The organism is Methylobacterium sp. 092160098-2 (assembly GCF_028920805.1).
Taxonomy (GTDB): domain Bacteria; phylum Pseudomonadota; class Alphaproteobacteria; order Rhizobiales; family Beijerinckiaceae; genus Methylobacterium; species Methylobacterium fujisawaense.
Genome location: NZ_JAQPZJ010000001.1, coordinates 3,706,121 through 3,725,549, shown reverse-complemented (window position 1 = coordinate 3,725,549; position 19,429 = coordinate 3,706,121). Strand labels below are relative to the sequence as shown.

At 68.4% G+C, this 19,429-nt stretch carries 22 protein-coding genes; 11 read left to right on the top strand and 11 right to left on the bottom strand.

Annotated features, from left to right (window positions below; genetic code table 11):
* Positions 1-8: 8 nt before the first annotated feature.
* From PQI07_RS17510 to PQI07_RS17495, 4 genes are all read left to right on the top strand, one after another.
* Positions 9-581: a cob(I)yrinic acid a,c-diamide adenosyltransferase gene (locus PQI07_RS17510; protein WP_274927076.1), complete on the top strand. Its 573-nt coding sequence runs from the start codon at positions 9-11 to the stop codon at positions 579-581.
* Between the two features lie 169 nt (positions 582-750).
* Positions 751-1,500, top strand: coding sequence for an electron transfer flavoprotein subunit beta/FixA family protein (locus PQI07_RS17505; protein ID WP_043351331.1), 750 nt, complete (start codon positions 751-753; stop codon positions 1,498-1,500).
* 67 nt (positions 1,501-1,567) lie between these two features.
* Entirely contained in the window at positions 1,568-2,521 is a 954-nt protein-coding gene (locus PQI07_RS17500) for an electron transfer flavoprotein subunit alpha/FixB family protein (RefSeq protein WP_274927075.1), read from the top strand.
* A 183-nt stretch (positions 2,522-2,704) separates the two neighbouring features.
* A complete protein-coding gene (locus tag PQI07_RS17495) occupies positions 2,705-3,586 on the top strand; it encodes a 3-hydroxybutyryl-CoA dehydrogenase (RefSeq protein WP_043351327.1) in 882 nt (293 codons plus the stop codon).
* A gap of 45 nt (positions 3,587-3,631) precedes the next feature.
* On the opposite strand, the gene PQI07_RS17490 is transcribed toward PQI07_RS17495, so the two are convergent.
* The 4 genes from PQI07_RS17490 to upp form a co-directional block, all read right to left on the bottom strand.
* Complete coding sequence (locus PQI07_RS17490) at positions 3,632-3,937, bottom strand: hypothetical protein (protein ID WP_043351325.1); 306 nt, start codon at positions 3,935-3,937, stop codon at positions 3,632-3,634.
* A 115-nt stretch (positions 3,938-4,052) separates the two neighbouring features.
* A complete protein-coding gene (locus PQI07_RS17485) occupies positions 4,053-5,066 on the bottom strand; it encodes an NAD(P)H-quinone oxidoreductase (protein WP_043758176.1) in 1,014 nt (337 codons plus the stop codon).
* A gap of 132 nt (positions 5,067-5,198) precedes the next feature.
* Positions 5,199-6,440, bottom strand: a complete 1,242-nt coding sequence (locus PQI07_RS17480; RefSeq protein ID WP_043351321.1) for an ABC transporter substrate-binding protein — start codon at positions 6,438-6,440, stop codon at positions 5,199-5,201.
* Between the two features lie 177 nt (positions 6,441-6,617).
* Entirely contained in the window at positions 6,618-7,253 is a 636-nt protein-coding gene (upp, locus tag PQI07_RS17475; RefSeq protein ID WP_043351319.1) for a uracil phosphoribosyltransferase, read from the bottom strand.
* A 522-nt stretch (positions 7,254-7,775) separates the two neighbouring features.
* Here upp and PQI07_RS17470 point away from each other — a divergent pair.
* Positions 7,776-9,467 carry a methyl-accepting chemotaxis protein gene (locus PQI07_RS17470; RefSeq protein ID WP_274927074.1) on the top strand — a complete coding sequence of 564 codons (1,692 nt, stop codon included), beginning with the start codon at positions 7,776-7,778 and terminating at the stop codon, positions 9,465-9,467.
* Positions 9,468-9,552: 85 nt separating this feature from the next.
* On the opposite strand, the gene PQI07_RS17465 is transcribed toward PQI07_RS17470, so the two are convergent.
* Positions 9,553-10,014, bottom strand: a complete 462-nt coding sequence (locus PQI07_RS17465) for a DUF2852 domain-containing protein (protein ID WP_043351315.1) — start codon at positions 10,012-10,014, stop codon at positions 9,553-9,555.
* A gap of 57 nt (positions 10,015-10,071) precedes the next feature.
* Positions 10,072-10,746: a TetR/AcrR family transcriptional regulator gene (locus PQI07_RS17460; RefSeq protein WP_043380129.1), complete on the bottom strand. Its 675-nt coding sequence runs from the start codon at positions 10,744-10,746 to the stop codon at positions 10,072-10,074.
* Positions 10,747-11,009: 263 nt separating this feature from the next.
* Here PQI07_RS17460 and PQI07_RS17455 point away from each other — a divergent pair, with 263 nt between their 5' ends.
* The 3 genes from PQI07_RS17455 (at position 11,010) to PQI07_RS17445 (ending at position 13,129) form a co-directional block, all read left to right on the top strand.
* Complete coding sequence (locus tag PQI07_RS17455) at positions 11,010-11,324, top strand: hypothetical protein (protein ID WP_043351311.1); 315 nt, start codon at positions 11,010-11,012, stop codon at positions 11,322-11,324.
* Positions 11,325-11,446: 122 nt separating this feature from the next.
* Positions 11,447-11,854, top strand: coding sequence for a thioredoxin family protein (locus PQI07_RS17450; RefSeq protein ID WP_179696835.1), 408 nt, complete (start codon positions 11,447-11,449; stop codon positions 11,852-11,854).
* 102 nt (positions 11,855-11,956) lie between these two features.
* Positions 11,957-13,129 (top strand): glycosyltransferase family 2 protein, encoded by a 1,173-nt coding sequence (locus PQI07_RS17445; RefSeq protein ID WP_274927073.1) that lies wholly within the window; start codon positions 11,957-11,959, stop codon positions 13,127-13,129.
* A gap of 5 nt (positions 13,130-13,134) precedes the next feature.
* On the opposite strand, the gene PQI07_RS17440 is transcribed toward PQI07_RS17445, so the two are convergent.
* Complete coding sequence (locus tag PQI07_RS17440) at positions 13,135-14,085, bottom strand: helix-turn-helix domain-containing protein (protein ID WP_274927072.1); 951 nt, start codon at positions 14,083-14,085, stop codon at positions 13,135-13,137.
* 153 nt (positions 14,086-14,238) lie between these two features.
* On the bottom strand, positions 14,239-15,006 hold the full coding sequence (locus PQI07_RS17435; RefSeq protein ID WP_274927743.1) for a zinc-ribbon domain-containing protein: 768 nt from the start codon (positions 15,004-15,006) through the stop codon (positions 14,239-14,241).
* Between the two features lie 182 nt (positions 15,007-15,188).
* Between PQI07_RS17435 and ftsE the strand changes: the two genes are divergently transcribed.
* From ftsE to PQI07_RS17420, 3 genes are all read left to right on the top strand, one after another.
* Complete coding sequence (ftsE, locus tag PQI07_RS17430; protein WP_274927071.1) at positions 15,189-15,881, top strand: cell division ATP-binding protein FtsE; 693 nt, start codon at positions 15,189-15,191, stop codon at positions 15,879-15,881.
* Positions 15,878-16,846 carry a cell division protein FtsX gene (locus tag PQI07_RS17425; protein WP_043351301.1) on the top strand — a complete coding sequence of 323 codons (969 nt, stop codon included), beginning with the start codon at positions 15,878-15,880 and terminating at the stop codon, positions 16,844-16,846. Before ftsE ends, PQI07_RS17425 begins: the two co-directional genes overlap by 4 nt.
* 152 nt (positions 16,847-16,998) lie before the next feature.
* Complete coding sequence (locus PQI07_RS17420) at positions 16,999-17,775, top strand: YdcF family protein (protein WP_043758193.1); 777 nt, start codon at positions 16,999-17,001, stop codon at positions 17,773-17,775.
* 102 nt (positions 17,776-17,877) lie between these two features.
* Here PQI07_RS17420 and PQI07_RS17415 read toward each other — a convergent pair whose 3' ends face one another.
* The 3 genes from PQI07_RS17415 to PQI07_RS17405 form a co-directional block, all read right to left on the bottom strand.
* Entirely contained in the window at positions 17,878-18,204 is a 327-nt protein-coding gene (locus tag PQI07_RS17415) for a hypothetical protein (protein ID WP_446720981.1), read from the bottom strand.
* Positions 18,205-18,206: 2 nt separating this feature from the next.
* The gene (gene ptsN, locus PQI07_RS17410) at positions 18,207-18,674 is read right to left on the bottom strand and encodes a PTS IIA-like nitrogen regulatory protein PtsN (RefSeq protein ID WP_043351295.1); all 468 of its coding nucleotides are present in this window, start codon (positions 18,672-18,674) and stop codon (positions 18,207-18,209) included.
* A 143-nt stretch (positions 18,675-18,817) separates the two neighbouring features.
* The gene (locus PQI07_RS17405; RefSeq protein ID WP_043380150.1) at positions 18,818-19,414 is read right to left on the bottom strand and encodes a ribosome hibernation promotion factor; all 597 of its coding nucleotides are present in this window, start codon (positions 19,412-19,414) and stop codon (positions 18,818-18,820) included.
* Between the last annotated feature and the right edge of the window lie 15 nt (positions 19,415-19,429).

Sequence of the window (19,429 nt, the reverse complement as noted above, 5' to 3'; positions counted from 1 at the left end):
CAAACCCTTTGGTCAAGCTCAACCGCATCTACACGAGGACCGGCGACAAGGGCACGACCGCCCTGGCGGACGGACAGCGTCGCTCGAAGGCGGATCTGCGGGTCGAGACCTACGGGACCGTCGACGAGACCAATGCCTGCATCGGACTGGCGCGCCTGCACACGCAGGGGCCGCTCGACCAGATGCTCGGGGCGATCCAGAACGACCTGTTCGACCTCGGGGCCGACCTCGCGACGCCGCCGAGCCCGGAACCCCTCCCCTACGAGCCGCTGCGGATCGTCGCGAGCCAGGTCGAGCGGCTGGAGCGCGACATCGACGGCCTGAACGAGGCGATCCCACCGCTGAAATCCTTCGTGCTTCCCGGTGGATCGCCGGCCGCGGCGGCCCTGCACCTCGCCCGCACCGTCTGCCGCCGCGCCGAGCGCCTGGCGGTCAGCCTCGCCGCCCGGGAGGACGAGTCGGTGTCGCCGGAGGCGCTGCGCTACCTCAACCGCCTCTCCGACTTCCTGTTCGTGGCGAGCCGGGCCGCCAATGCCGACGGCGCCGACGACGTGCTCTGGGTGCCCGGCGCCAATCGTTGAGCCCGGGCCGAGGGGTTTTCGCCGGGCCGCCACGGCGCCGCGTTGACAAGGCGGAAATGTGGCCGTTACGGTCCGCGCGCCTTGCGTGCCCCCGCCACGCTGCGCCTTGCGCGCCGTGGAAGTGGCCTGCACGACGACAAGAATCCTCCGGGGAAGGATCGTGACCGCCATGAAGGTGCTGGTGCCCGTCAAGCGGGTTGTTGACTACAACGTCAAGATACGCGTGAAGGCCGACGGCTCCGGGGTCGAGCTCGCCAACGTGAAGATGTCGATGAATCCCTTCGACGAGATCGCCGTCGAGGAGGCGATCCGGCTCAAGGAGAAGGGCACGGTCACCGAGATCGTGGCGGTGTCGATCGGCCCGCAGCAGGCGCAGGAGACGCTGCGCACCGCGCTGGCCATGGGCGCCGACCGTGCGATCCTGGTCAAGACGGACGTGACCTGCGAGCCGCTGGCGGTGGCGAAGCTTCTGAAGGCCGTCGTCGAGAAGGAGAGCCCGCAGCTCGTCATCCTCGGCAAGCAGGCGATCGACGACGACTCGAACCAGACCGGGCAGATGCTCGGTGCGCTGCTCGGCTGGCCGCAGGGCACCTTCGCGTACAAGATCGAGCCGGGCGAGGGCAGCCTCGACGTGACCCGCGAGGTCGACGGCGGCCTGCAGACCGTCAGCCTCAGGCTGCCGGCCATCGTGACGACGGATCTGCGCCTCAACGAGCCGCGCTATGCATCGCTGCCGAACATCATGAAGGCGAAAAAGAAGCCGCTGGAGGAGCTGACGCCCGACGCGCTCGGCGTCGACGTGACGCCGCGGCTCACGGTGCTGAAGACCGCCGAGCCGCCGGGCCGCTCGGCCGGCGTCAAGGTCGGCTCCGCGGCCGAGCTGGTGCAGAAGCTCAAGGTCGAAGCCGGCGTCATCTGATCCGCAGGCGGGGCTCCCGAGCCACGGTCGAGCCCCGCGCCACAACCCTCAAGGGCACCAGCAGACCATGACGACACTTCTTTTCGTCGAGCACGGCAACGGTCAGATCAAGGACGGGACGCTGAAGGCGCTCTCGGCCGCCAAGGAGATCGGCGCCCCGATCCACGCTCTGGTCCTGGGTTCGGGATCGCAGGCCGTGGCCGCGGCGGCGGCCAAGCTCGACGGCATCGAGAAGGTCCTGAACGCCGAGGACGGCGTCTACGACCACGATCTCGCCGAGCCGGTCGCGGCGCTGATCGCGTCGATTGCCGAGCCCTACGACACGATCATCGCCTCGGCTTCGACGACCGGCAAGAACGTGCTGCCCCGGGTGGCAGCCCTGCTCGACGTCGCGCAGGTCTCCGACATCATCAAGGTGGTTGCGCCCGACACGTTCGATCGGCCGATCTATGCCGGCAACGCGATCCAGACCGTTCAGGCGCCGGCGGGCAAGAAGGTGATCACCGTGCGGACGGCCGCCTTCAAGGCTGCGGCCGAGGGTGGCGCGGCCGCCCCCGTCGAGGCCGTGTCGGCGGGAGCGCCCGAGGCCGGCGGCTCGACCTTCAAGGGCGAGGAGATCGCCAAGTCGGATCGCCCGGAGCTGGCCTCGGCGCGGATCATCGTGTCCGGCGGCCGCTCGCTCGGCTCGTCCGAGAAGTTCCACGAGCTGATCGAGCCGCTGGCCGACTCGCTCGGAGCCGCCGTCGGCGCCTCTCGGGCCGCCGTCGATGCGGGCTACGCGCCGAACGACTGGCAGGTGGGGCAGACCGGCAAGGTCGTAGCGCCGGACCTCTACGTCGCGGTGGGCATCTCGGGGGCGATCCAGCACCTCGCCGGCATGAAGGACTCGAAGGTCATCGTCGCCATCAACAAGGATGAGGACGCACCGATCTTCCAGGTGGCCGATTACGGGCTCGTGGGCGATCTCTTTCAGGTCGTGCCGGAGCTGCAATCCGAGATCGGCAAAGCCAAGGGTCAATAACGGAACGGAATCTGGCAACCCGCGAGTATTGTCGCCGAAGGCGGATTCGCGGGTTCCTTCCGGATCGAAGATTGGTCTAGAACGCTGCGACGGCGAGACTTCGCGCGGTGCCGTCGCGCTCGTGCCCTCGGTCGAACCGGGCGGCCGTGTATCGGCATCCGCATTGGGGGCACAGGTCGGCACATGCATATGGAGATCAAGCGGGTCGGCATCATCGGCGCAGGCCAGATGGGAAGCGGCATCGCGCAGGTCTGCGCCACCGCCGGCCTCGACGTCCTGCTGAACGATCGCGATCCCGCCCGGCTCGAGAATGGTCTGACGGTCATCGAGGGCAGCCTGGGCCGCCTCGTTTCGAAAGGCACGCTGTCGGAGGAGGACAGCGCTCAGGTTCGGTCGCGGATCGTATCCGCCCGGGACTTCGCCGCCCTCGAGCCGTGCGACCTCGTGATCGAAGCTGCGACCGAGAACGAGGCCACGAAGCGCGAGATCTTCAGCAGCCTGTGCGGATCGCTGCGTCCGGAGACGTTCGTAGCGACGAACACGTCGTCGATCTCCATAACCCGGCTGGCGGCGGCGACGGACCGGCCGGAGAAGTTCATCGGCATCCACTTCATGAATCCGGTGCCGGTGATGCAGCTCGTCGAGCTGATCCGGGGCATCGCCACCGAGGATACGACCTACGAATCCGCCAAGGCGTTCATCGCCAAGCTCGGCAAGACTTCGACGATGTCGGAGGATTTCCCGGCCTTCATCGTCAACCGCATCCTGCTGCCGATGATCAACGAGGCGATCTACACGCTCTATGAGGGTGTCGGATCGGTCGAATCGATCGACACGGCCATGAGGCTGGGCGCGAACCATCCGATGGGCCCGCTTCAGCTCGCGGACTTCATCGGTCTCGACACCTGCCTGTCGGTCATGCAGGTGCTCTACGAAGGCTTGGCGGATTCGAAATACCGCCCGTGCCCTCTGCTCGTGAAGTATGTCGAGGCCGGCTGGCTCGGCCGTAAGGCCAAGCGCGGGTTCTACGATTACCGCGGGCCGACGCCGATCCCGACCCGCTGAGCCGTCAGGCCGCGGGACGGCTGGAGAAGCCGTCCCGGGTCGGTGTTATTTCGGCGCGTTGCCGTTGGCCCCCGGTTGCGCGGGCTGCGGATAGGACGGGTTGCCGCCCGGCACGCCCGTGCTGTTGGTCGGCGACGCGGCGCCCGACTGCCCGTTCACCGAACCCGTCACCTCCTTGCGGGACGCGTCCTGGCTCTGGCTGGCGTAATCCTTCGGCGAATTGGCGCCGTTCCACGTGAGGAGACCCACGGTGGCGATCGCCAGCAGAACGAGGCTCCCCACCAGGACCCAGAGCATCGGTTTGCCGCGCTCGCCCTGACGGCTCTCGTTGGGATTCAATCTCTCGACCATCTGCAGAACCTTCCTCGGCGGGACGCCACACGCCGAAACGGGCGCTGTGCGACACGATCTCGTTACCGGCCGCCAACGCGGGGCCGCCGAGGCAGGTTCCTGCCGGATCGCGGTGTCACCGCCCGGTCGTCAGAAGGATCTTGCCGAGATGCGCGCTCGACTCCATGAGTTCGTGCGCCTCCCGCGCCTGCTCCAGCGGGAACGTGGCATGGGTGACGGACCGGATGCGCCCGGCATCGAGCTCGGGCCAGATATCCCGGCGCAGCCCCTCGGCGATCGCTGCCTTGTCGGCCTTCCCGCGCGGCCGGAGCGTCGAGCCGGTAAAGGTCAGGCGGTTGCGCATGATCGGCGTGATGTTCAGGCCATCGACCTTGTAGCCGCCCATCAGGGCAATCATCACGAGCCGGCCGTCCGGAGCCAGCGACTTCAGGTTCCGGGCGAGATAGCTCGCACCGATCATATCGAGGATCACGTCGACGCCACGGCCGTCGGTGAGGCGCTTCACCTCCTCGGCGAAGTCCGCCTCCTTGTAGTTGATCGCGGCATCCGCCCCCAGATCTTCGCAAAACCGGCACTTCTCGGCCGAGCCCGCCGTGGCGAAGACCCGCGCGCCGACATGCTTGGCGATCTGGATCGCCGTGGCACCGATGCCGCTCGATCCGCCATGCACGAGGAAGCTCTCGCCGGGCGCGAGCCGTCCGCGCTGGACGACGTTCGAATAGACCGTGAAGAAGGTCTCCGGCAGGCCGCCGGCATCGACGAGCGAGACCGCCTTCGGACGCGGCAGACAATGGGCCGCCTCGGCCACCGCATACTCCGCATAGCCGCCGCTGATCACCAGGGCGCAGACCTCATCGCCGAGCGACAGACCCGTGACGTCGCTCCCGATCGCGACCACACGACCGGCGACTTCGAGGCCGGGAATCTCGGTGGCGCCGGGCGGCGGCGGATAGACCCCCGCGCGCTGCGCGACATCGGGGCGGTTCACGCCGGCCGCCACCACTTCGATCAGGACCTGTCCGGGTCCCGCATGCGGCACAGGGGCGGTCTCGACGCTGATCACCTCCGGGCCCCCGGAACCCGCGAAGCGGATCTGACGCATGGTCCCGGGCAGGTCGGTGCTGGCCATCAACGATAATCCTTTGCGCGCACGTGATCTCAGCCGCGTTCACGCTGACGCGGTACGGCTCTACTTGCGGCAACGGGCGCGCTTGGCAAGCCGAAGGCGCCGCACGCGTCCGTTGCCGATCCGAACGGCAAGCTAGCGGGCGGCCGCCTTGACGGCCGCCGGCAAGACGATCGCGCCCTGCGCCAGGCTCTTCGGCCAGACCGCGACCTGCTTGCCGTCCTGCCACTGCGCCATCAATCCGGTGACGAAGCCGGGACCGTATTTGATCGAGTGCGTGAACGGGTCGTCCTTGCCGTAGAACTGCGTCCGCCCCACGGTGCCGACCCAGTCGGTCTTCTCCAGGGCCTCGACGAGCTTGTCGGCCTCGGTCGAGCCGGCGCGCTTCACCGCATCCGCCGCGTAGTAGACCTGATCGTAGGCCATGTAGCCTGCGTAGGACGGATCGCTGCCGAAGCGCTTCTTGAACGCGTCGCTGAAGGCGAGCGACTTGTCGGTGATCGCCGCGCCCGGCACCGCGATGCTCTGGAAGATCACGCCCTGCGTGGCGCCGTTGGTGTTCGCCCAGAACGTCGAGGAGGTCGCCTGCGAGTTCATCCCCGTCATGGCGAGGGGAACCTGCTGGTTCTGCCACTGCACGGTCGGCTGCACGCCGACATGCGAGATGCCGGTGACGATCAGGTCGGGCTTGGCCGCCTCGATCTTGTTGTAGATCGGCGTGAAGTCCCCCGTGTCCGGCGAGAAGCGGATATGGTCGACGACCTTCACACCGATCTCGGGCAGGCACTTCTCGTAACCGACATCGAGGGGACGGGTCCAAGCCGCGTCCTCGCTCATGATCGCGGCCGTCTTCACCTTCATCAGATCGATCAGCATGTCCTTCGTGGAGTCGCAGATCGACTGCGCCAGGGCCGCTGATGTGAGGTAGCCGTGGAAGGTGTACTTGTTGCGCGCGTAGTCCTTGTGGATCGCGAGGCTGATCTCGTTGGAGGCGGCACCGGGCGTGATCATCGGCGTCTTGAGCCGCGCCGCCCAGGGCATCAGTGCCAGCACCACCTCGGAGATGTAGCTGGCGATGACGAGGTTGACCTTGTCCTCGGAGACCGCCCGCTGGAAGGCCCGGACCGCGTCGGAGGCGGACGACTTGTCGTCGTAACTGACGATCTGGATCTGGCGCCCGTCGATCCCGCCCTTGGCGTTGATCTCGTCGGCGGCGAGCTGGACGGCCTGCGGGATCGAGGCGCCGACGACCGACTGCGCCTCGGCGATGACCCCGATCCGGATCGGGTCGGCGGCGCGTGCCTGCGTCGACCCCAGCAATCCGGCCACTGCGAGCAGGGCCAGGACACGACTCGAAACGCTGCGTTCCATCGGCATGGGCTTCCTCCTGCGGCCCGTGCGGCTTTTGGCGCCGCATCGGATCCGAGGCAGGATTGTGCTCTATTCAGGCGCGTGAATACAATGTGCAGATACGGAAAGCGGTGACAGATGATCCGTCTGCCGCGCGCACATCTGAAATCGCGATCCGACCGCGACGACGGCTGAGTTTGGATTCTACCGGGTGCCGTACATCCGGTCGCCGGCATCGCCGAGGCCGGGGACGATATAGCCATGGTCGTTCAGATGGCTGTCGATCGCCGCGGTCCAGACCGGCACGTCGGGATGGGCGGCCTGGAACTTGGCGAGGCCCTCCGGAGCCGCCAGCAGGCAGACGAAGCGCAGATCGGAGGCACCACGCGCCTTGAGCCGGTCGAGGGCCGCGATGGCCGAATTGGCCGTCGCCAACATCGGATCGAGGACCAGAACGGTCCTGTCGGCGAGATCGGACGGCGCCTTGAAATAGTATTCGACCGCCTCCAGCGTCTCGGGATCCCGGTACAGCCCGATATGGGCGACGCGGGCCGACGGAACCAGCGACAGCATACCATCGAGGAAGCCGACCCCGGCCCGCAGGATCGGCGCCAGGACCAGCTTCTTGCCCTGGATCTGCCGCCCCTCCATCGGCTGGAGCGGCGTCTCGATCGTCACCGGTTCCAGCGGCAGGTCGCGCGTCACCTCGTAGGCGAGGAGCATGCCGATTTCGTTCAGGATCTGACGGAAACCCTTGGTCGAGCGGTTCTTGTCACGAAGATGCGTCAGCTTGTGTTGCACAAGCGGGTGATCGACCACGGTGACCCGACCCGTCGGCATTCGCCCCCCCTCCACCAGTAAGGGAGGATCAATGCCGGAGCCCGCGCCGAGGCGCAACTCGACGCTGCGGCCCGGCGACGGCCCATGTGTCGAGGGCGCTCGGAGGCACTGCGGAGCGCGCGGCGCAAAGACAAGTTCGGCGCGGGCGACCGGTCGCCGCGGCGATCGGAACACTCAGGCGAGCCGCGGAATGCCTATCCAACGAGTGTCGGGTTGAAAGCCGCGGATCATGCGCCTTAAGAATCGCGGCCGCCGACCCTCATAACAGATCTTTCATCATGGCCATTCATTTTTATATTAATACGCCAGCGGATTGTGATCCACTACATAGAAATAAAATCGCTAAATTTGCAATATATGCGACGATAATGAAATAAGAGCTTGTGCCATATTGCAGGGTTTTGCTTTAAATTGAACGCCATCGCCGTGACTTGCTCAGATTCATTAAAGCTCTAAATCGGATCACGAGCATCCTTGCTTCCGATGCGACCCTTCGATCCTCCGATCCGATCGGCCCCGTTTATGCGTCTGACCACGTCAATCACAGCAATGCTTGGAATCCTCTTCGGAGGGCTCGCATTAATATCGGCGGCTCAGGGTGGCCTGTCCCTGCATCAGCTCAGCGACATCGGTGAAGCGGCGACGACCCTTGCTAAAAACTGGATCCCCTCGCTTGAGAAAGTGGGCGCCATCGAGATGGCGGCATCCGAGGTGCGCATCAAGCAATACCGTCTCATCCTGCTGTCGGACACGCCTCAGCATCGGATGACCAACGCGGCCAACCTCGCGGAGACGCACGCCCAGTTGTTGCGAGCCCGTCGCGCCTACGAGCCCCTGATCAGCACGGCTGAGGAACGGAAGCTCTACGATGCCTTCACGGCCTCATGGAGCCGATTCGAGCAAGCGGATCACGAGGCGCTTCGCTTGCTCGAATCGGGCCAGGAACGGGAGGCCCGCGCCCTCCTGGTGAACCCCGACGTCGTCGGAATGTACGATACCGCCCGTGCGGCCCTCGCGCGTCTGGTGGCCCATGACGAGGAGGCCGCGGCCCGGAACGCCGATACCGCGATAGCCAGGGTCAACACTGCGTCGGTGGCCGCATATGTAGGAATCGCCCTTGCCCTTGTGTCGGCTCTGGGCGCGGCGATCTTCGGCCTGCGTCATGTTTCGCGCCCGATCGCCGCGATGACGGGTGCGATGACCAAATTGGCCGAGGGCGACGCTCGCGCGGACATCCCGTTCAAGCACCGGCGCGACGAGATCGGCGCCATGGCGGCGGCGGTCCAGGTGTTCAAGGACAATCTGCTCCGCACCCATCAGCTCGAGGCCGAAGCGGAGGCAGCGCGACAGCATGCGGAGGCCCAGCGCAGGCTCGGGATGCGCCAGCTTGCCGATCGCTTCGCGGAGACCGTCGGTGGAATCATCGCGGAGGTCTCGGCCTCGGCCATCGGGCTGCAGACCACGGCCCGGTCGATGACGGCCACTGCGGCGGTGACCGCCGAGCAATCCACGACGGTCGCTGCGGCGGCCGAGCAGGCGGCGAGCAACGTCAGCACCGTCGCGGTGGCCGCCGAGGAACTCGGCACCTCCGTGCAGGAGATCGGCCGGCAGGTCGATGGCTCGGCCAACTTGGCGCGGGGTGCCGTGGACGAGGCGGATCAGACCGGTGCGCTTGTCCAGAAGTTGAGCGAGGCCGTGTCGCGGATCGGCGACATCGTCGGTTTGATCTCGACCATCGCCGGCCAGACCAACCTTCTGGCGTTGAACGCCACGATCGAGGCGGCCCGGGCGGGTGTCGCCGGACGCGGCTTTGCTGTCGTCGCCACGGAGGTCAAGGCACTGGCCGAGCAGACCGCCCGCGCCACGGAGGAGATTTCGAGTCAGATCACGCGGGTGCAGGCTTCGACGGGGGAGGCCGTATCGGCCATCGGCGCCATCACGGCGCGGATCCGCGAGATCAACGGAGTCGCGACCTCGATCGCCGCCGCGGTGGAGGAGCAGGGCGCCGCCACCCACGAGATCGTTCGCAACGTCGGCCAAGCCGCGGCCGGCACGAGCGAGGTGACCAGCAACATCGTCAGCGTCGCCGATGCAGCCGAAAAGACCGGCGCGGCGGCCGGTCAGGTTCTGGTCGAAGCGTCGCGGCTCTCGGAACGATCCGAGCACCTGAACGCCGAAGTGGCACGGTTCCTGGAAACCGTCCGCGCGGCCTGAACGCTCGCACGGGTGTCGCGCCGGCGCTTGAACCACCGGGACGGCGCGTCCGGGCCCCTGAGCCCGGACGCCCACAGATTCAGGATCAGACGGAGCGATCCCCGCCCTCGGCCCGGCGCTTGGCCATGAAGGCATCGAACTGCTCACGGTCCCGGGCGCGCTTCAGCTCCTCCACGAACTCCGAGAAGGCGCGGCTCTCTTCCTCGAGGGCACGCCGCTGCGCCTCAAGACGGTCGAGCTCGGTGCGACGGTACGCGTCGAAGGCGGCATTGCCGCTGCTGTCGCGTCGATTGGCGGCCTCGAACGCCCGGGCGAAGCGCGAGGCGGGGCGTCCCCCCTCGAACTCGGAAGCCGCGCGCCGCGCCGCGTCGCGCATTTCCGCGAAGGCCGGATAACCCGCAAGCTTCCAGGCCACCAACGCGAGGCCGACCGGCCACCAGTAGATGAAACCGACGACGATTGCGCCAATCTCCAGCGACCGGCGCGGGAACGGGCCCGTCCGGCAGAGCTTGCCGGTCGCCCAGGGTGAAGAGGTTTGAGAGGTCACGGCTGTGCTCCGCTGTTCATGTGAACGCGGTTAACATGCGGGTCCCGGAGGTGCCTTTCAAGGTCGTCCGAGACCGCCCTCGCGCTCGGTCTGTCGGGAAGCTCCGTGTACGAGCGCCAGGACCCCGGCCCGCAGCAACTCGTACTTGTCCGGAAATCCCGGTCCGCGCGGCAGATGTCCGGCGGCCGACAGGGTCGCGAGGCCGTGGGCCAAGGCCCAAACCTCCAGGGCGATGAAGCGGGGTGCCACGCCCCCGAATCCGTCCGAGAACGTCGCCTGCAGCGCCTCGACCAAGAGATCGAACGGGCTCGGCCGCGACGCCACCGCATCGCTGGCCGCCGTGTCGAGGTCGGCGCCGCCGGTGGGGAAGCCGCGCGTCTCGAAGATCGCCGCATAGTAGGCCGGCTCTTCCTCGGCGAAGGCGAGATAGGTCTCACCCATCCGCGTGAACCGCTCCAACGGCGTCCCGCGCGACGTCAGGGCCCGCGCCAGACGGGCGGCGAGTTCCGCGAAACCGCGCCCGGCCAGCTCCTCCAGAAGCGCCTCCCGGCCCCGGAAATGGCGGTACAGCGCGGCCGGGGTGACGCCGACGAGGCGCGCGGCTTCCACCAGGGTGAAGCCGCCGATTCCGCGCTCGGCGATGAACCGGCGCGCGGCCTCCAGGAGGGCCTCCTTCAGATTTCCGTGATGGTAGCTGCGCCGGTCGTCCGGCCCGTCCCGCCAGGGTCGCAAGATCTCATCATCCTTCGCGCGCCTGTTGCACCTCACAGGACCCCAGCGCCGCTGTCGAGTCCAAGGCCGCCAGAGACTGTGTCTCCAGGACCGCCCTTCGGTATGACGGCCGAACGCGACGGTTGTTTCGGGCCGCCCCGCACCACGCTTGACCACCTCCCGAGCATGCAACACTATTACATCGGAAAATCCAGAGGGATCGACGATCCCCCCGGACGGCGGCGAATGCCGGGGCTTCCAGTGCAGGACGACGAGCATCGCGCATGGCCTTTGTGAGCCTCAAGGCGTGGCGCGCCCGCTCGGCGGAGCGTGCCGAGATCGCGTCGCGCCTGAAGCAGGACCTGCGGTTGGCCCTGCGCCTCGGGGAGGACGATACCCTGGCGGTGAACGAGATCGCCTGCACCGATCCAGGCTGTCCCGACATGGAGACCATCGTGCTGGTGATGCGCGCCGGCGCGCCCACGCGGGCGTTGCGGATCCGGCGCCCCATCGACGCGGTGGATGCCGACGACATCGCGGCGCTGGCCGAGGAAGACCGGTCGTCCGGAGCGCCGTCGACCGGCGTCTCGACAATGTGATCGTGCGCGGGCGCTTTCGATCTTCGGGCCGCCCGGGATCTCGCGACGCGCCCGGGCGCGCGGCGTAGCATTCCTCAAACACCGCAATCCGGTCCATCAGCAGGCCGGGAGGAAAGCACGCCATGAAGAACCGCCGTCACGTCCTCGCGCTGGCCGGCCTCGCCCTCACCTGCCCCATCCTCCTCGGAACGCCGGCCCCGGCCAGGGCGGCCGAGGCGCTCCCGTTCTCGGATGCGGCCTTCGAGGCTGCGCAGAAAGCCGGAAAGCCGGTCCTGGTCGCGGTCAGCGCCCCCTGGTGCCCGATCTGCCGCACGCAGAAGCCGATCCTCGCGAAGCTCGCGGCCGAGCCGCGCTTCAAGGACCTCCAGATCTTCGACATCGACTTCGACAGCCAGAAGGATCTGCTGAGGCGCCTGAACGTCCGGATGCAGAGCACGCTGATCGCCTACAAGGGAGCGACCGAGGTCGGACGCTCGGTCGGCGAGACGCAGCCGGAATGGATCGAGGGCCTCGTGGAGAAGACCCTCTGATCGGCCGCTCCTGCGAGGCCGGCCTGTCCGGTCCCGTTCAGGGAAGCTCCGACATAAGCCCGATGCGGGCCCGCGCGACGGGTCCGGCGGAGAACTTCACCGGTGTCGAGCGCCCTCCTGTCAGACGATCCGTGTCCCGATGCGATCGTGGCCGTACCCGTGCGAAACGAGGAGGAGCGGATCGCCGCCTGCCTGAAGGCGATCGACGCCCAGGAGGGTCTGGAACCCGGCCGCCTCGGGCTGGTGCTGTTCCTGAACAACTGCACGGACGGTACGGAGGCCCTCGTGTCGGCCCTGGTGCCGACGCTGTCGATCCCGGTCCGGGTGCTGAGCGAGGACTTTTCCGGCGCCCATGCCGGCTGGGCCCGGCGCAGGGCGATGGATGCCGCCGCCGCCTGGCTGGGTGATGCGGGGAATACGGGGATCATCCTGTCCACCGACGCCGACAGCCGGGTCCCGCCCAATTGGGTCGCCCGCAATCGCGCGGCGATCCGGGCGGGGGCCGACGCGGTGGCCGGTCGGGTCGAGCTCGATGCCGCGGAGGCGGCGCTGCTGCCGCCCTCGCTCCCTGCCCGGGGCCGCCTGGAGGATCTCTACGACGCCCTCATCACCGAAGCCGAGGCGCGGATCGACCCCGACCCGCACGATCCCTGGCCGTGTCATCGGACAGCGATCGGGGCGACCCTGGCGGTGACCCGAAGCGCCTACCTTGCGGTCGGCGGCATGCCCGAGATCCCCCTCGGGGAGGACGGTGCCTTCATCGCGCGCCTGCTCGAACACGGCTTGCGGGTCCGTCACGCCACCGATGTGTGCGTGACCATCTCGGCGCGACTCGCCGGGCGGGCTCCGGGCGGTGTCGCCGACACCATCCGCTCCCGTTGCGAGGAGCCCGACGCGCTCTGCGACGCCCGGATGGAGACCTTCCCGCGCGCCGTGCGGCGCTACGCCTGGCGCCGGCGGTTCCGTCGGATGCACGATCGCGGGCTGCTCGCCCGGAACGAGGCCTGGGCGCGGGCCATCGGGATCGCCCCGGTGGAGGCGCGGCGGATCGCTGCCCTCCCCCTTGGCCAGGCCATCGCCGAGGCTGAGCGGCTCAGCCCGGATCTGGCCTATCGTCCGATCGGTCCGCGGCAGCTGCCCGGCCAGATCCGGATCGCGCGGCTCGGCGTCGCCGCACTCCGCCTCGGTTTCGGCCTCCTGGGCTTCGCGCGGCGGATCGCGGGTTCAGCGGCCTCCGGCCGGCCGGTCGCGGATCCGCGGGGCAGCCGGATCTGATATCCTCAGAAACGGCCTTCCAAGACGTCCCGTGGGGCCATGCCGAACCGGCGGCGGAAGGCGCGGCTGAAGGCGGCCGCATCGGTGAAGCCGCAATTGGCCATCACGGATCCGATCCGGGTTCCGCTCGTGCGCGACCGCAGCCGCCGGTAGGCGCGGTCGAGACGCGCGTCGCGGATCTTCGCCGCCACGCCCTCGTCGCCCGTGAAGGCCGCGTAGAGCCGGCTGCGCGAGACCCGCAGGGCGGCCGGAAGCGATTCGGGCCCGAAGGCGGGATCGTGCAGCCGGCGCTCGATATGGGCGAGGGCCAGAGACCGGACGGCTTCGCCGGAGAGATCGTTGTCCCCCTGGTCGCCCTGACCGTCGGCGAGCGCGCGCAGAAGATGCAACACGCCCTCCAGCGCGATGCCGGCCTCCGCCTCCGTCATGCCGCCGACCGTCTCCGAGAACGACCGGAGATAGGTCGCGAACAGGCCGCTGAGCGGCGTGGCCCGGAGCTTGCGCCCGACAAAGGCCGGCACGTTGCCCACTTGCGCCAAGAAGGCGGCACGTGGCACCTGTAGGCGGATCTCCTCGTAGGCGTCGCGGCTGCCGATCGCGAACGGTTGATCCATGGCATGGACCGTGATGTCGCCGGCGCTCAGCAGGGCGCCGCTGTTACCCTGCTCGACGAAGCCGCCCCCCTGAACGAGAAACGCGATCGCGATGTCGTCGCGCCCGTCCTGGCGCACATGGTGCGCCGTGCGCTCGACCCCGATCGGACCGCTGAGGGTGTGCAGGACCACGCCGTGCGTGGAGACCGCGAGCCTGCGGCCCGCCGTGAACGGCACATCGGGCGCGAGCATCGTCGCGTCCACCCGGGCCAAAGCTGTGCTGCGCCAGTAATCGAAGGCGCGCCTCTGCTCGACCGTGTCGGTCGTCTGGATGACGATGGGAACCGTCTCGCGGACACTCAAAGCAGGTCTGCCCCGGGCGCCAACAACAGCCTGCGCGCTTTCGCGCGTTGGAACCTCAACGAAGCAAATTGCAGATCTGAGGTCGCGGCGCAACCTTAAATAGATGACGCCGATAAGCCGAATGGTCTCGCCGCGGAGCGACGCCGGGAGCGATCAACGCTCGGACGCTGCCACCCGCGCGTCCGGCCGGGCGCCCGACGCATCGGCGAAACGCACCAGGATCGCGCGGCCATCGGACGGTGGTGCCGACACGCTCGCACGGAATCGGGCGGTCTCGGTTGCGGCGAGGACCGCCCGTGGCGGCGCAACCGAGAAGGTGCGGATCGTCCGGCCACCGGCGTCGCGAATTTCAACGCTCAGCGGCGCGACCGCAGCGTCCTTACGGGCAACGCCGACGAGGTCGCCTTCCACCACCAGTTCCGCAGGATGGCCGTCCTCGGCAGGATTGGTGAAGGCCACCACGTCGCGGATCTCGATGCCTCGGATGTTCACGGGCAGACCGACGCGTGCGAACAAGGAGGCGGTCTGCGGCGCGGCTTTGACCACGCTCGTCCGGGCAAGGCAGGCGAGCGGCAGTGAAGCGAGGAGCACCAGACCGAAGGCCAGGGACGGCGACAGGCCTGGAATCGCTCGACGGCCCTTCCCGGCGGATTTCGAACGCCGGGCCTTTCGCGGGACGGTGGGAGCTGGGACGTCGGCCGCCGTTCGAACCGAGGCCGTCGCCTCCTCCCACGCGGCGTCGGCGAGCGGATCGGCCTCGGCACGCGCGGCGAGTTCCGCCTCATGGCCGGCGAGAACATCGGCCGGCGTGATGAACCACGTCTCGCGACAGGCGGCACAGCGGACCGAGCGGCCCTCCATGCCGACCTTGCTGGCATCGATGCGATATTCGCTCGCGCAGCTCGGGCAGGCGATCAGCATACGCCGCATACTCGCATCGATCGGCCGCAGCCGGGGCGGAAATTAAAAGTGCTTGAGGAAGTGTCGCTGAACAGGGTTAAGCGGCGGTGAAACTCAGGAGGCCTTGAAAACGCCCGCCCGTCCGGCGATTCCCGAGGCATGGACAGACGAGACACGGCACGGCCTTGAACCTACAGGCGAGCATGAAAAGCCTGCTGCCCGGCGCTGAGCGGCCGGTGGTGCAGTTCGAGAATGTCGGCATGCGCTACGGGCTTGGGCCGGAAGTGCTGTCCGACGTGAGCTTCCGCATCGCGCCGCGCTCCTTCCAGTTTCTCACCGGTCCCTCCGGAGCCGGGAAGACGACGCTGCTGCGCCTCATCCTGCTTTCGGTGCGGCCGACCCGCGGCCTCGTGTCGATCTTCGGCGAGGAGGTCAGCGGGATCTCAGCCAACGCGTTGACCGGTCTCCGGCGGCGCATGGGCGTGGTGTTCCAGGATTTCCGGCTCCTCGACCACCTCACCACCTACGAGAACGTGGCCCTGCCCCTGCGCGTCCAGGGCCGGGCCGAGGCCAGCTATCGGGCCGAGGTGGTGGAGCTGCTGCGCTGGGTCGGCCTCGGCGAGCGCATGCACGCCCTTCCCCCGCTGCTCTCGGGCGGCGAGAAGCAGCGCGCCGCAATCGCTCGGGCGCTGATCGCGCGGCCCGACCTGCTGCTCGCCGACGAGCCCACCGGCAACGTCGATCCGGGCCTCGGGCGACGGCTGCTTCGACTCTTCCTCGAGCTGAACAAGCTCGGGACCTCGGTCATCATCGCCACCCACGATTTCGGCATCATGGACGCCGTCGACGCCCGCCGGATGGTCCTGGGCGAAGGCCGGCTGCGGATCGAGGAATGAGCACGCAGGCGATCCCGCGGACGAAGCCCGGCGGATCGGCCGTGCCGCCCGACCCGTCGATGCCGGCCAACCTGCGTCGCAACGCGCCGCTGGTCCCCACCGACACGGCGGCCGGCCGCTCGTTGGCGGCCGTCATCGCGATCCTGACCTTCCTGGCGGGGCTCTGCGCTGGGGCCGCCGAGATGGTCGCTACGAATGCCGCCCAATGGCAGGGCGATGTGGCCCGAGAGGTCACCATCCAGGTCCGGCCGGGTCCCGGCCGCGACGTCGATGCCGACGTGTCCCGCGCCGACGGTATCGCCAAGGCCGAACCGGGGATCGCGGAGACGCGGGTCTTCAGCAAGGCCGAGGCCGAGCGCCTCCTCGAGCCGTGGCTCGGGACCGGGCTCGACCTCTCGGACCTCCCGGTCCCGCGGCTCATCGCCCTCAAGCTCGCGAGTGGCCAGGTTGCGGATCTGAAGCGCCTGCGAACTAGGCTCGTCGAGGCTCTGCCGGGTGTGGCCAGCCTGGATGACCACGCCCTCTGGCTGCAGCGGCTCTCGACCGCCGCCAACGCCTTCGTGGGGATCGGGATCGGACTCGTGCTGCTCGTTCTGATCGCCACCGGGCTCGCCGTGACCTTCGCGACCCGCGGCGCCATGGCGAGCAACCGCGAGGTCGTGGAGGTTCTCCACTTCGTCGGTGCCGACGACGACTACATCGCCCGGGCATTTCAGCGGCGCTTCTTCGGTCTGGGCCTGCGGGGTGGCGCGATCGGGGCCGGACTGGCTCTCGTCGCCTTCGTCATCGCCGGACTCCTGGCCAGGGCCGCCCGGTCTGGACCGGCCGGCCAGGAGGTCGAGGCTCTGTTCGGCGCATTCCATATCGGCGTGCGCGGCTATGCCAGTGTGCTCCTGATCGGCGTGATCGCGTCTCTGGTCACCGGCATCGTCTCGCGCGTGACCGTCCGGCGGTTCTTGGCGTGAGGGCGTGCGACGTCGCGTTCAGGTGGAAATAGGGAGTCTCGATAGCACGTTTACCATCTGGAAACTTTATCATCGCGGTGTTGATACGGCTGACGGCGCCGGCCTCCGGGTTGCCGCAATCGGCTCCGATCTTCCGGAGGATGACCACGCGTATGCTGCGCGCATCGGATCCGCTCATGACCGACCCCGTCGGCTGGGCTTGGCACGTGTGGGATCACCCGCCCCGCGCCGTCGTGCGCCCGCGCCGCCGGCGGCGGATCGCGCTGTGGACCTGCAGCCTCGGCGCGGGTTTGGGCGCGCTGGCATTGTTTGCCGGATTCCTGATCTTCGTCGGCGCGCTGGCGCGACACGAGCGTGCGCCGTCTGATCGGGCCGACGGAATCGTGGCGCTGACCGGCGGCGCGCAGCGGATCGGCGATGCGATCGACCTGCTGGCCGGAGGCTACGGCCGGCGGCTTCTCATCACCGGCGTCAACGAACGGACCAGCCGCGACGAGATCGCCCGCCTGAACCCAACCCAGCGCGCGCTGATCGCCTGCTGTGTCGATCTCGACTACCGGGCGCGCAACACGATCGGGAACGCGATCGAAACCCGGCGCTGGATGCGGGCGCACCGCTTCAGCACCGTTGCGGTCGTCACCTCGAATTATCACATGCCGCGGACGCTGATCGAACTCGATCATGCTCTGCAGGACAGCGACCGCGTCCTGCCGCATCCCGTCGTGACGGAGGCATTCGACGCCGACCGCTGGTGGCACGACCCGCCTGCCGCGCGCCTTCTGGCCTCCGAATATATGAAATTCCTGGTCAGCTGGGTCCGTACGCGCTTCGAGGCGGACCCCGAGCGCTCGCGCGCCGCGATCCTTATCGGGCGGGGCAAGCCGGTAAAGATGGTGGCCGAGCCGCTGATGATGCGCGGCGTGGACTGACCTCGCCCCCGGGTGCGCCGTCCCGTCGGAGCCGACAGTTCGGCCCCATGCCATCGTGGATCACCGCGCGTGACGTCTGGATCAGGGGCGCTCGGCAGCGGTCTACGGACCCTTGCAGCGTGCCTTGATGGCCGCCGAGAATTCCCGGTCCGATCCCTGAACCTGGGCGAGGCGCTCGCTGCGCTCGGTGCCCGACAGGCAGCGCCCGTACACGCTCGCCACGCGGCGCATCGTCTCCACGTGACGGCGCCAGATGCGGCAGTTCTTGGCATCGTCACCGTCGGCCTGCTCGAGCTGGTCGAGGGCTTGGCGCTGCATGGACTGCGCCACGAGGACATCGCGGGCGCAGGTCGTCTCCCCCTGCGCCGCGGCGGCGGTCGAGGCGATGGCCGCGAAGGCCAGAGCGGCGATGGTCCGAAAGATCGGCATCATCAGGCCGCCTGCGGTGCCGTCGAGCGCGTCAGAAGGGCGTAGAGGGCACCGGCATCCCGAGCGGCGCGGATATGCGTGAGCATGCCCGGCTCGCGGAGAATGCGGGCAACCTGCGCGAGCGCCTTCAGGTGATCGGCCCCCGCCCCTTCGGGCGCGAGGAGCAGAAAGGCGATATCCACCGGCTGGCCGTCGAGGGCGTCGAAGTCCACCGGGCGGTCGAATCGGGCGAACAGCCCGAAGAGCCGATCGAGTCCGGGCAGCTTGCCGTGGGGAATCGCCACCCCGTCACCGATGCCGGTCGATCCGAGCCGCTCGCGCTGGAGAAGGGTGTCGAAGACGGGCCGCTCGCCGAGCGCCGGCAGGCGCCGCGCCGCCTGCGCGGCGAGATCCTGCAGCACCTGCTTCTTGGCGCGGGCGCGCAGGGCCGGCACGACCGACTCGGGGTCGAGAAATTCCAGAACTGGCATCGAACGACCGTTGCCCCGTCACCCGTTCGCGAGGAAGCGGGCCTCGTCGCAGGGGCGTCGTCGACCGTTCCGGCCGCGCCCCTGCTGGATCAATAGGTGGGGAAACCAGCCGGTTCCGGCTCCGCTTCTCCCGACCTATCGCGTCACTCGGCGGCGCTCGGTGGGTCCACCCAGCCGATCGCTCCGTCGCTGCGCCGATATACGACGTTGACGCGTCCGGTGCCAGCGTGGACGAACACGACCACCGGGGATCCCGTCATGTCCAGGGCCGTCACGGCCTCGCCGATGGTGCGGCGCTGGAGGGTCTTGGTGCTTTCGGCGACGATCGGCGGATGGGCGTCACCCTCGACAGCGTCCTCGTCGTCCTCCTCCGGCGGGGCGGCGAACACCGCATAGGCGGCCTCGATCGCGGCGTCGTCCCCCGGTCCGGTGGCGTGCTGCTTGAGCTTGTGCTTGTAGCGGCGCAGACGCGTCTCCAGACGCTCGGCGGTCTGCTCGAAACTCGCCCGGGCATCGTGGGCGAAGCCGTTCGCCTCGATCGTGAGGCCGGACACGAGGTGCAGCACGCAATCCGTCCGGAAGGCGGTGCCGTCACGCCGGAGCGTGACATGGCCGTTGCAGGAATCGTGCATGTGCGAGTCGAGATATTTGGCCTGGATCGCGGACATCCGCTCCTCGACGCGGCCGCGCAGGCTCTCTCCGAGATCCACGCCGTGGCCAGTGACTCGCAACGATCCCATGCTGCCTCCCCCGTT

Excerpts from the sequence above, each read along its gene's own strand:
- PQI07_RS17505 (WP_043351331.1), top strand. The coding sequence starts at position 751 with ATGAAGGTGCTGGTGCCCGTCAAGCGGGTTGTTGACTACAACGTCAAG.
- PQI07_RS17500 (WP_274927075.1), top strand. The coding sequence starts at position 1,568 with ATGACGACACTTCTTTTCGTCGAGCACGGCAACGGTCAGATCAAGGAC.
- PQI07_RS17495 (WP_043351327.1), top strand. The coding sequence starts at position 2,705 with ATGCATATGGAGATCAAGCGGGTCGGCATCATCGGCGCAGGCCAGATG.
- PQI07_RS17490 (WP_043351325.1), bottom strand. The coding sequence starts at position 3,937 with ATGGTCGAGAGATTGAATCCCAACGAGAGCCGTCAGGGCGAGCGCGGC.
- PQI07_RS17485 (WP_043758176.1), bottom strand. The coding sequence starts at position 5,066 with ATGGCCAGCACCGACCTGCCCGGGACCATGCGTCAGATCCGCTTCGCG.
- PQI07_RS17480 (WP_043351321.1), bottom strand. The coding sequence starts at position 6,440 with ATGCCGATGGAACGCAGCGTTTCGAGTCGTGTCCTGGCCCTGCTCGCA.
- upp (WP_043351319.1), bottom strand. The coding sequence starts at position 7,253 with ATGCCGACGGGTCGGGTCACCGTGGTCGATCACCCGCTTGTGCAACAC.
- PQI07_RS17470 (WP_274927074.1), top strand. The coding sequence starts at position 7,776 with ATGCGTCTGACCACGTCAATCACAGCAATGCTTGGAATCCTCTTCGGA.
- PQI07_RS17455 (WP_043351311.1), top strand. The coding sequence starts at position 11,010 with ATGGCCTTTGTGAGCCTCAAGGCGTGGCGCGCCCGCTCGGCGGAGCGT.
- PQI07_RS17450 (WP_179696835.1), top strand. The coding sequence starts at position 11,447 with ATGAAGAACCGCCGTCACGTCCTCGCGCTGGCCGGCCTCGCCCTCACC.
- PQI07_RS17435 (WP_274927743.1), bottom strand. The coding sequence starts at position 15,006 with ATGCTGATCGCCTGCCCGAGCTGCGCGAGCGAATATCGCATCGATGCC.
- ftsE (WP_274927071.1), top strand. The coding sequence starts at position 15,189 with ATGAAAAGCCTGCTGCCCGGCGCTGAGCGGCCGGTGGTGCAGTTCGAG.
- PQI07_RS17425 (WP_043351301.1), top strand. The coding sequence starts at position 15,878 with ATGAGCACGCAGGCGATCCCGCGGACGAAGCCCGGCGGATCGGCCGTG.
- PQI07_RS17420 (WP_043758193.1), top strand. The coding sequence starts at position 16,999 with ATGCTGCGCGCATCGGATCCGCTCATGACCGACCCCGTCGGCTGGGCT.
- PQI07_RS17415 (WP_446720981.1), bottom strand. The coding sequence starts at position 18,204 with ATGCCGATCTTTCGGACCATCGCCGCTCTGGCCTTCGCGGCCATCGCC.
- ptsN (WP_043351295.1), bottom strand. The coding sequence starts at position 18,674 with ATGCCAGTTCTGGAATTTCTCGACCCCGAGTCGGTCGTGCCGGCCCTG.
- PQI07_RS17405 (WP_043380150.1), bottom strand. The coding sequence starts at position 19,414 with ATGGGATCGTTGCGAGTCACTGGCCACGGCGTGGATCTCGGAGAGAGC.